Source organism: Streptomyces sp. LS1784, from assembly GCF_020103755.1.
Lineage (GTDB): Bacteria > Actinomycetota > Actinomycetes > Streptomycetales > Streptomycetaceae > Kitasatospora.
On record NZ_JAHSQD010000392.1, the window covers coordinates 1 to 7,776 of the forward strand.

9 protein-coding genes and 2 pseudogenes are annotated in these 7,776 nt (G+C 71.9%); 7 read left to right on the top strand and 4 right to left on the bottom strand.

Going from position 1 to position 7,776, the window contains the following annotated elements; genetic code table 11:
- Nucleotides 1-196, top strand: a pseudogene (locus KS423_RS32135) (hypothetical protein); the annotation flags it as partial.
- Nucleotides 197-248: 52 nt separating this feature from the next.
- On the opposite strand, the gene KS423_RS32140 reads toward KS423_RS32135, so the two are convergent.
- The 3 genes from KS423_RS32140 to KS423_RS32150 are packed head-to-tail and all read right to left on the bottom strand — an operon-like array spanning nt 249 to nt 2,410.
- Nucleotides 249-605, bottom strand: coding sequence for a hypothetical protein (locus KS423_RS32140; protein ID WP_224283286.1), 357 nt, complete (start codon nt 603-605; stop codon nt 249-251).
- A gap of 15 nt (nt 606-620) precedes the next feature.
- The gene (locus tag KS423_RS32145) at nt 621-1,151 is read right to left on the bottom strand and encodes an NUDIX hydrolase (protein WP_224283287.1); all 531 of its coding nucleotides are present in this window, start codon (nt 1,149-1,151) and stop codon (nt 621-623) included.
- Nucleotides 1,148-2,410: a helix-turn-helix domain-containing protein gene (locus KS423_RS32150; RefSeq protein ID WP_224283288.1), complete on the bottom strand. Its 1,263-nt coding sequence runs from the start codon at nt 2,408-2,410 to the stop codon at nt 1,148-1,150. Before KS423_RS32150 ends, KS423_RS32145 begins: the two co-directional genes overlap by 4 nt.
- Nucleotides 2,411-2,617: 207 nt before the next feature.
- Between KS423_RS32150 and KS423_RS32155 the strand changes: the two genes are divergently transcribed.
- On the top strand, nt 2,618-3,073 hold the full coding sequence (locus tag KS423_RS32155) for an ATP-binding protein (protein WP_224283294.1): 456 nt from the start codon (nt 2,618-2,620) through the stop codon (nt 3,071-3,073).
- A gap of 46 nt (nt 3,074-3,119) precedes the next feature.
- Here KS423_RS32155 and KS423_RS32160 read toward each other — a convergent pair.
- Nucleotides 3,120-3,329: pseudogene (locus KS423_RS32160) on the bottom strand (HAD family hydrolase); the annotation flags it as partial.
- A 59-nt stretch (nt 3,330-3,388) separates the two neighbouring features.
- Here KS423_RS32160 and KS423_RS32165 point away from each other — a divergent pair.
- The 5 genes from KS423_RS32165 to KS423_RS32185 form a co-directional block, all read left to right on the top strand.
- Nucleotides 3,389-3,886 (top strand): flavoprotein, encoded by a 498-nt coding sequence (locus KS423_RS32165; protein ID WP_224283289.1) that lies wholly within the window; start codon nt 3,389-3,391, stop codon nt 3,884-3,886.
- Between the two features lie 107 nt (nt 3,887-3,993).
- The gene (locus tag KS423_RS32170; RefSeq protein ID WP_224283290.1) at nt 3,994-5,382 is read left to right on the top strand and encodes an FAD-binding oxidoreductase; all 1,389 of its coding nucleotides are present in this window, start codon (nt 3,994-3,996) and stop codon (nt 5,380-5,382) included.
- 320 nt (nt 5,383-5,702) lie between these two features.
- Nucleotides 5,703-6,665 (top strand): DUF6528 family protein, encoded by a 963-nt coding sequence (locus tag KS423_RS32175; RefSeq protein ID WP_224283291.1) that lies wholly within the window; start codon nt 5,703-5,705, stop codon nt 6,663-6,665.
- A 251-nt stretch (nt 6,666-6,916) separates the two neighbouring features.
- A complete protein-coding gene (locus tag KS423_RS32180; protein WP_224283292.1) occupies nt 6,917-7,234 on the top strand; it encodes a hypothetical protein in 318 nt (105 codons plus the stop codon).
- Between the two features lie 17 nt (nt 7,235-7,251).
- Nucleotides 7,252-7,776, top strand: a 525-nt coding sequence (locus tag KS423_RS32185; RefSeq protein ID WP_224283293.1) for a thioesterase family protein, incomplete at its 3' end; no start/stop codon positions are given.

The window sequence follows — 7,776 nt, forward strand, 5'->3', positions numbered from 1 at the left end:
GCCCCCGCCGCCCGTCGCGCCCCCGATGCCCGCCGCGCCGCCCCGCCCGAGCTGCGGCATCTGCGGCGGCAGCTACCCGCTGCTCTGGTCCGTCCAGATCCTCGACGGCCCGAACCCGAGACCGCTCACCGTCTGCGCCACCACCTCGCGCTGCTCCCCGCCCTCCATCGCCCCACCGGCCCGGATCCGGACCTGAGGCCCACGCGGACGGGGGGCTCGCCTCTGCGATTCGCAGAGGCGAGCCCGGTTCAGACGTGGCGTTCGACGGCTTCGAAGATGTCGGCGTCGGTTTCCTGCTGCCACTTGGGCAGGTCGTCCCAGTCGGCGACGTAGGCGGGCTTGGGGTCAGCGATGTGCTTGTGGATCTGGGCGATCCAGCAGGTCGCGACGAAGCGGCCCTTCTGCTCGCGGGTGAGCTTGGCGGTGGCGCCGGCACTGACGGCGACGAAGTCGCGGACCTGTCCGAACACGGCGGCGGCAGAGGCCCGTTCCCAGTCGGGAGTGTCCTCCCAGGGCGCGACGTAGCCGGGCTTCGGCTCGCCGGGGAAGTGCCTGCGCACCCCGGCGATCCACGCCTCACGGAAGATCCGGCCGTCCTCGGTCATGTCCTTCTCCTTCGATCAGTCGGTTGCTCGGAACCGCCATGGCTCGGCGCCGTCTTGCAGGTAGCGGGTCCGTCCGTCGGCGAGCGCGCGCAGGGCGGTCTGGAGGCGGTTGCGCTGGCGAGGGAGGAGGTGCGAGGCGGCTTCGGCGGCCGGGAGGAAGCGGGCCTCGGAGAGCTCGTCGTCGTGTGGGCGGAGGGCTGCCGCGAGGGCAGGGGCGAGGACGCCCGCGTCGAAGACGAAGGCGAGCTGGTCGTCCCAGGGTCCGTGCGGTGCGACCCAGTCCACGACCAGAAGGCCGTGCACGGTGATGGCGAGGCCGAGTTCCTCGCGCAGCTCGCGGACGGCGGCCGAGTGGGGTGGCTCGTTGGCCTCCGCCATGCCGCCGGGCAGGTCCCAGCCGTCCTTGTAGGTGGGGTTCACGGTGAGGATGCGGCCGTGCTCGTCGCGCAGGATGACGTCGGCGGAGACGCGCTTTCGGGCCTGCTTGGCATTGCCCTCGGCGAGGTAGGCGTTCCAGGCTTCGGTGTCGGTTGGTGCGGGCCTCACGATGGACCTCCCCGGGGCGACGGGATGATGTCGGCGAGCAGGAGGAGCCTGGTGCGTCTCGCCTCGTCGAATCGTGCCAGGTATTCGCGCACAGGCGTGTAGTCGCGGTGCCTGCCGAGGAGTTCGACGAGGCCGTCGAGCTGGTTGATCACGCGTACGGATCCGAGGGTCGGGCTGGTGGCGAGGAGATCGGTGCCGACGGCGACCGCCGCGTCCAGGTCGCCGTCGTGGATGTGCGCGCGGGCGAGGGTGACCCGGCTGAAGGCCAGCGAGCGGGCGCGGCCTTCCTCGCGGAGGGCCACGGCCTGTTCGGCACATCTGAGCGCGTCGGCCCGCCGTCCGAGGTCGGCGAACACCAACGCGGAGTCGCCGGCCAAGGTGGCGTGGTCGAACGGGCTCAACCAGGGATGTGACTCGTCGGCCTGTGTGGTGAGTGCGGCGAGCGTGAGGTCGAGCGAGCGGACGGCTGGTCCGAACTGCTGGGAGGCGGCGAGTGCTCGTGCAAGCGCGGCGTGCAACCGGGCCGTGAGGCTCGGCAGGTGAGGGCCTTGGCGAGCCAGTTCGATGCCGATCGCGGCCCAGTGCGAAGCCTGGCAGGGATCGCCCCTGTGGAGGGCCAGGTGGCTGGTGCCGGCGGCGATGTGGGAGGCGAGCGGCTGCTCGGCCGCTGCCCGGGCGAGGGTGAAGGCGCGGGAGAAGTGGCTCGCCGCCACCTCGTCCCGGCCGGAGTCGTGGGCCATCCACCCGGCCATCTCCGTGAGCGCGGAGGCGGCGGCGAACACCTGGGGACTGCTGCCGATGTCGACCAGGCGAGGAGCCACGACGGCGGACAGGTGGCGTACGACCGCGTAGTAGAGCCGACCGCCTCCGGTCTGGCGGTCGGCCGCCCGGAAGGCTTCCACGGCCGCGAGGTCGCTGTCGGTTGCCGAGGCCGGAGCGACGGAGGCCGGCGGTGCGGGGGTGGGAGTGAGAGGCTCCCATGGCCGTCGTGACAGGCCCAGGAGGTGGCCCGGGATGTGGAACGCGTCGGAGATCTGCTCGAATAGCACGAGCTTCTCCACACGGGTCCTGCCGTTCATATAGTCGTAGAGCCGCCCCTGGGTGATGTCGGCGGCTGCGGCCAGACGACGGGTGCTGACGCCACGGGAGTTGAGGAGGCGGAACACGACTCCCATGTCGCGGTCTGCGCACGCTGCCAGGAAGCGCTGGTCGTCGAGGAGCCCGGCAACAACCTGGCGGGGGTCCGGCCGACGGTCCACTGCTCGCTCCCTTGACGACGTAGGCCGATGGCAGGGCCACGCACAGTGCGGTGACGTCAACTTGGAGTCACTGTCTCGGGGTCGTGAGCATGCTTCTTCAGCGGGTTGGCCGGCCGGGAGCCGTTCGCGTAAGGGTCGTGCCGACGCGGGAAGGCGGCAGCCACCGACCACACCAAGGAGTGACCCGTGACGAGCAGGCCCGTAGAGGTGAAGCGTTCGAGGATTCCCTGCCGTCCTCAGGGCCCGCTGGGCGATCAGCCCGGTCGAAGTCCCCGTCCGGCGACCGCGCGGCTTCCGTACCTGCCGGAGTCGGCCTCGACAGCCCGTGAATTGATCCGGGAGAAGCTCCGGGAGTGGGAGCTGCCGCAGGTGATCGACGCGGCGGAGCTGATCGTCAGTGAGCTGGTGGCCAATGCGGTGAAGACGGGGTGTCTGACGCACATGACCGTCTCCGTCCGGCGGGTCACCGACGGGACTGTGCGGGTGGCGGTGCGGGACGGGTCGCGGGTGCTGCCGACCTTGCTGGTGGCCGGGGACGAGGACGAGGGGCACCGTGGGCTGGCCCTCGTCGACCACCTGACGCGAGGGCGGTGGGGTGCGGTGGCGGAGCAGTTCGGGAAGGTGGTGCATGCGGATTTGGTGGTGACCGCTGTCGCTCCGTGAGGAGGTCGGCGAGGCCGGTCAGTGAGCTGACCGTCCAATCTGCCTCGGCGGCCTGGCGGGCGTGCCACTCGGCGCCGATGTCGATGCCGGGGCGGAGGATCCGGAGGGCGTCCGCGTTGTCCCGGCCTTGGACCACCGCGCCGCCGACGAGGGCGGACATCGTGTGCGCCGGCACGCCGAGCCGGCGGGCCCGGTCTGCCTAGCAGCGGGTGTCGGAGACGAGGGTCTCACCGATGTCGAACACCACGGAGCGGATCACGCGGGCAGCTTACTGTTCTGGGGTTCGCTGGTGGTTCGAGAGTGGGGATTCCAAGGGTGTCCGAGGCCAGGAAGCCGGTGTTGTACGTGGTGGTGTGTGCGGCGGGAGTCGCGGGCGGGGTGGGGGAGTTGATCGCCGCTGCGCAGGCGCAGGGGTGGGACGTCGGGGTGGTGGCGACTCCGAACGCGATGGCGCTCATCGACGCGGACGCGATCAGCGCGCAGACGGGGTATCCGATCCGCTCTTCCTGGCGGAAGCCCGGGGAGCCTCGGCCGCTGCCGGACCCGGACGCCGTCGTCGTCTCGCCGGCCACCTTCAACACGATCAACAAGTGGGCCCTGGGCATCTCGGACACCCTCGCCCTGGGGATTCTCTGCGAGTCGTACGGCTGGGGCGTTCCGGTGGCCGTGCAGCCGTGTCTGAGCGCGGCGCAGGCGGCGCACCCCGCGTACGAGGAGAGCCTGGCGAAGCTGCGGCGGATGGGGGTGCGGATCGCGGACTTCGCGCCCGGCTCGTACAGCTGGACGCGAGCCCTGGAACTGCTGCGGGACTGACAGAGTGGCTGATCCGGGACGGCGATCCTTGCAGTGTGAGGGGTGGTTGGTGCCGAAGCTCCGGAGGTAGCGTCCGGGCAGGTCGGCGAGGGTGTGGGAGGTTTCCGGTGGCGGCGGTCAACGGCGAGGTGTCGTTCTGGTACGCGGCGGACGGGGTGCCCGAGCCGGGGCCCGGGCTGCCGGGGGACCGGGACGTCGACGTGTGCATCGTCGGCGGCGGGTACACCGGGCTCTGGACGGCGTACTACCTGAAGAAGGCCGACCCCTCCCTCCGGATCGCCGTCCTCGAACAGCGCTTCTGCGGCTACGGCGCCTCCGGCCGCAACGGCGGCTGGCTGTACAACGGCTTCGCGGGGCGCGGTGCGTTCGCCAAGCGGTACGGGCAGCAGCGGGCGGCCGCGATGCAGCGGATGATGGACGAGGCGGTCGGGGAGGTCGTCGACACTGCCGCCACCGAGGGGATCGAGGCGGACATCGTCCGCGGCGGCGTGCTCGAAGTGGCCCGCAGCAAGCCGCAGTTGGAGCGACTGCGCGCCCACGTCGAGAGTGAGCGGGCCTACGGGGAAGGGCGCGTCGAGCTGCTCGGCGGGAAGGAGGCAAGGGAGCGGATCGACGTCGACGGCGCCCTCGGTGGCTGCTGGAGCCCGTACGGGGCCCGCATCCAGCCCGCCAGGCTTGCCCGGGGCCTCGCGCGCACCGTGCGCGGGTTGGGCGTCGAGGTGTACGAGGGGACGGCGGTCACCGCGATCCTGCCCGGCTCCGGCTACCGCAAGCCACGCGCCGTCACCTCGTACGGCACCGTCACCGCCGACCATGTGCTGCGGGCCACCGAGGGGTTCACCGCCGGGCTGCGCGGCGAGAAGCGGACCTGGCTGCCGATGAACTCCGCGATGGTCGCCACCGAGCCGCTGCCCGCCGAGTTCTGGGCGGAGACCGGCTGGCACGGCCGGGAGGTGCTGGGCGACTTCGCGCATGCCTACATGTACGCGCAGCGCACCGTGGACGACCGGATCGCGCTGGGCGGGCGGGGTGTGCCGTACCGGTTCGGCTCGCGGACGGACTCGGACGGCAGCACCCAGGTGGAGACGGTGCGCCAGCTGCGGGCGATCCTCGACCGGTTCTTCCCGGCTGCCGCGCACGCCCGGATCGACCACGCCTGGGCGGGCGTGCTGGGCGTGCCCCGGGACTGGTGCGCCACCGTCGAACTGGACCGGGTGAGCGGGCTCGGCTGGGCGGGCGGGTACGTCGGCAGCGGGGTGACCACCACCAACCTGGCCGGTCGCACCCTGCGGGACCTGGTGCTCGGCCGGGACACCGAGCTGACCCGGCTGCCCTGGGTGGGCCACACCGTGCGGCGCTGGGAGCCGGAGCCGCTGCGCTGGCTGGGCGTGCACGCGATGTACGCCGCGTACCACGCCGCCGACCGGCAGGAGGCGGCCGGCCGGGCCACCACCTCGCCGATCGCCCGGGTCGCGGACCTCGTCTCCGGGCGCTGAGCCGCCGGGCGCTGAGCCACCGGGTGCCGAATCGCCGATCGCCGAGTCGCCGGATGCCGAATCCAGGGCCGATCGCCGCACGCTGAATCCCCGGACGCGGAACGAGCACGGTCGGCGGTCAGGCCGCTGCGCCGGACCGTGTCGCGGCGGTCGTCGGTGCAAGCGTCGCGCCACGATGTGCGGATGACGGTGAACGAGGCGGATCCGCCGCCGTTGGCGGCGGACTCGGTGACCGGGGCCGGCCGGAGCAGCCGCCGCGCCGATCGGCCGTTCGGACGCGCCGCCGAGCGGAGCGGGCCCGCAGCACGGACGGTGAAGGCGTGCTGAGGAGAACACTGCCGGCCCTTGTGGTCGCCCTGCTGCTCTGCGCGCCCGGGAGCGGCGCGTGGGCCGGGTCGCCCGGTCGGCAGGTCGCGGTCGTGGACCAGGCCTCGCGCAGTGTGCTGGTGTTGCAGAGTGCCGAGGAGCTGATGGCCTATCGCGGCCCGGACCGGCTGCCGGTGGTCTGGGGCTGGAGTGCGGACCGGGCACCGGAGTTGGCGGATCTGACGCCCGCGCGCAGCTGGACGAACCCGGACGAGGTGAAGTCCCGGGTCCGGCAAGGGCGCCGGTATCTGCTGACGACCGCCTCCGGTGGGCTGGCGGCCGTCGTGGAGACCACCACGAACCGCATCCACTGGGCGGCGGACCTGGGGACGGCCGTCAACCCGCACAGCATCGAGCTGCTGCCGGACGGCAACGTGGCCGTGGCGGCGAGCGCCGGCGGCTGGGTGCGGCTGTACGCGGCGTCGCAGAGCCCGCGGGCCGCGGCGTACGCGGAGTTCCCGCTGCCGGGTGCGCACGGGGTGCACTGGGACGGGCGGACCGGCCTGCTCTGGGTGCTCGGGGACACGGCGCTGACCGCGCTGCGGGTCGGCGGAACCCCGGCCGCACCCACCCTCACCGCGGCGCGGAGCAGCCCGTTGCCCGGCCGTGGCGGGCACGACCTGGCCGCCGTGCTGGCGGCTCCGGGGCGGTTCTGGGTGACCACGCTGACCGGCCTGTGGTGCTACGACCCCGCCACCGACCGCTTCGCCGCCGTGCGACTGGCAGATCCGGCTTCCGAGCGGGACCTCAAGAGCGTCGGTGACGAGCCTGGTACCGGCCGGCTGCTCACGGTGGTGCCCGAGCACGCGGCTCCGTGCGACTGGTGCACCTCGGTGATCACCCTGCACCGGCCGGAGGGAGCGCGGTCGCTGCGCGGCACGCACCTGTACAAGGCGAGGTGGTGGAGTGGCTGGTAGCAGATTTTGGACCCCAGGGGGACGATCTGGGGGCGCGCGTCGGAGATACCACCCGAATTGCGGACGGCATTCGGCTGATGGGGCATATTGTGTACACCGACAAACTACTCCGATGGAGGTCAGTTTCCCGTCGCGGTCGGCAAACCATCCGTCGACCCCGGTCGGCTGGGATAGCGTCGTGGGGTCGGGGGGTCGACGCCGATCCGGTGTAATCGAACGCTAGCTACTGGGCCGTAATGGCCGAATGAGTCATGGAGAAAAACATGCGGAATTTCCGTGCGGAAAGCCGGCCGGATGGAGTCGACGACCTTCAGCTCGCGATGGAATCACTGGCAGCCTTCCCCTCCCGGAACGCCGGGAGCGGAGCGGATGTGACCGAGCGGCTCGCGGCCGTTCACGATTTGTGCCGCGCGGTCGACGCGGTGCTGGACAGTCTGGTCGTCCAGGCGGCCGCCGAGGCTGCCGAGGAGGGGTGGACCGCGGCCCGCATGGCGGCCGAACACTCCGGCTACTACGCCAGGTTGCAGCGCGCGCTGCTCCCCGCCGCTGCCGGGCTGACCCGGCAGTGAGCGCGGAGCGACCGGGCGTGCACGTGCTGTCCTGCCCCACCCGGTGGAGCGATGTCGACGAGAACGGGCACATCAACAACGCCCGTCTGGTCGGCTACGTCCAGGAGGGGATTTACGACCTGTTCCGTCATCACGAAATCGCTGTGCGGGAATCACTGTTCCCGTTCGGGTTCATTATCGCCAGGCACGAGATCGACTACCTGGAACAGTTGCACCACCAGCCCGAACCGTTGTCGGTGCGGCTCGTCGTGGAACGGCTCGGACGGAGTTCCGCGCAGGTCGAGGTGAATGTCTGCCGGGATCGGATCACCTTTATGCGGGCGCGGACCGTGGTGGTCGCGCGGGACCGCGAATCCGGCCGCTCACGGGCGCTCAGCCCGGCCGAGCGGATCTTTCTCTCGGCGTTTATGGCGGACGCGGCCCGCGCCCAGGCGCTCCTGGCGGCCACGACGGTGACCGCGGCGACGACCGTGCCGACCGTGACGGCGGTGGGTGCCGCCACGGCGGTGGCCTCGGCGGCAGCGGTGAGTGCGACGGCCCCG

Excerpts from the sequence above, each read along its gene's own strand:
- KS423_RS32140 (WP_224283286.1), bottom strand. The coding sequence starts at position 605 with ATGACCGAGGACGGCCGGATCTTCCGTGAGGCGTGGATCGCCGGGGTG.
- KS423_RS32180 (WP_224283292.1), top strand. The coding sequence starts at position 6,917 with ATGGAGAAAAACATGCGGAATTTCCGTGCGGAAAGCCGGCCGGATGGA.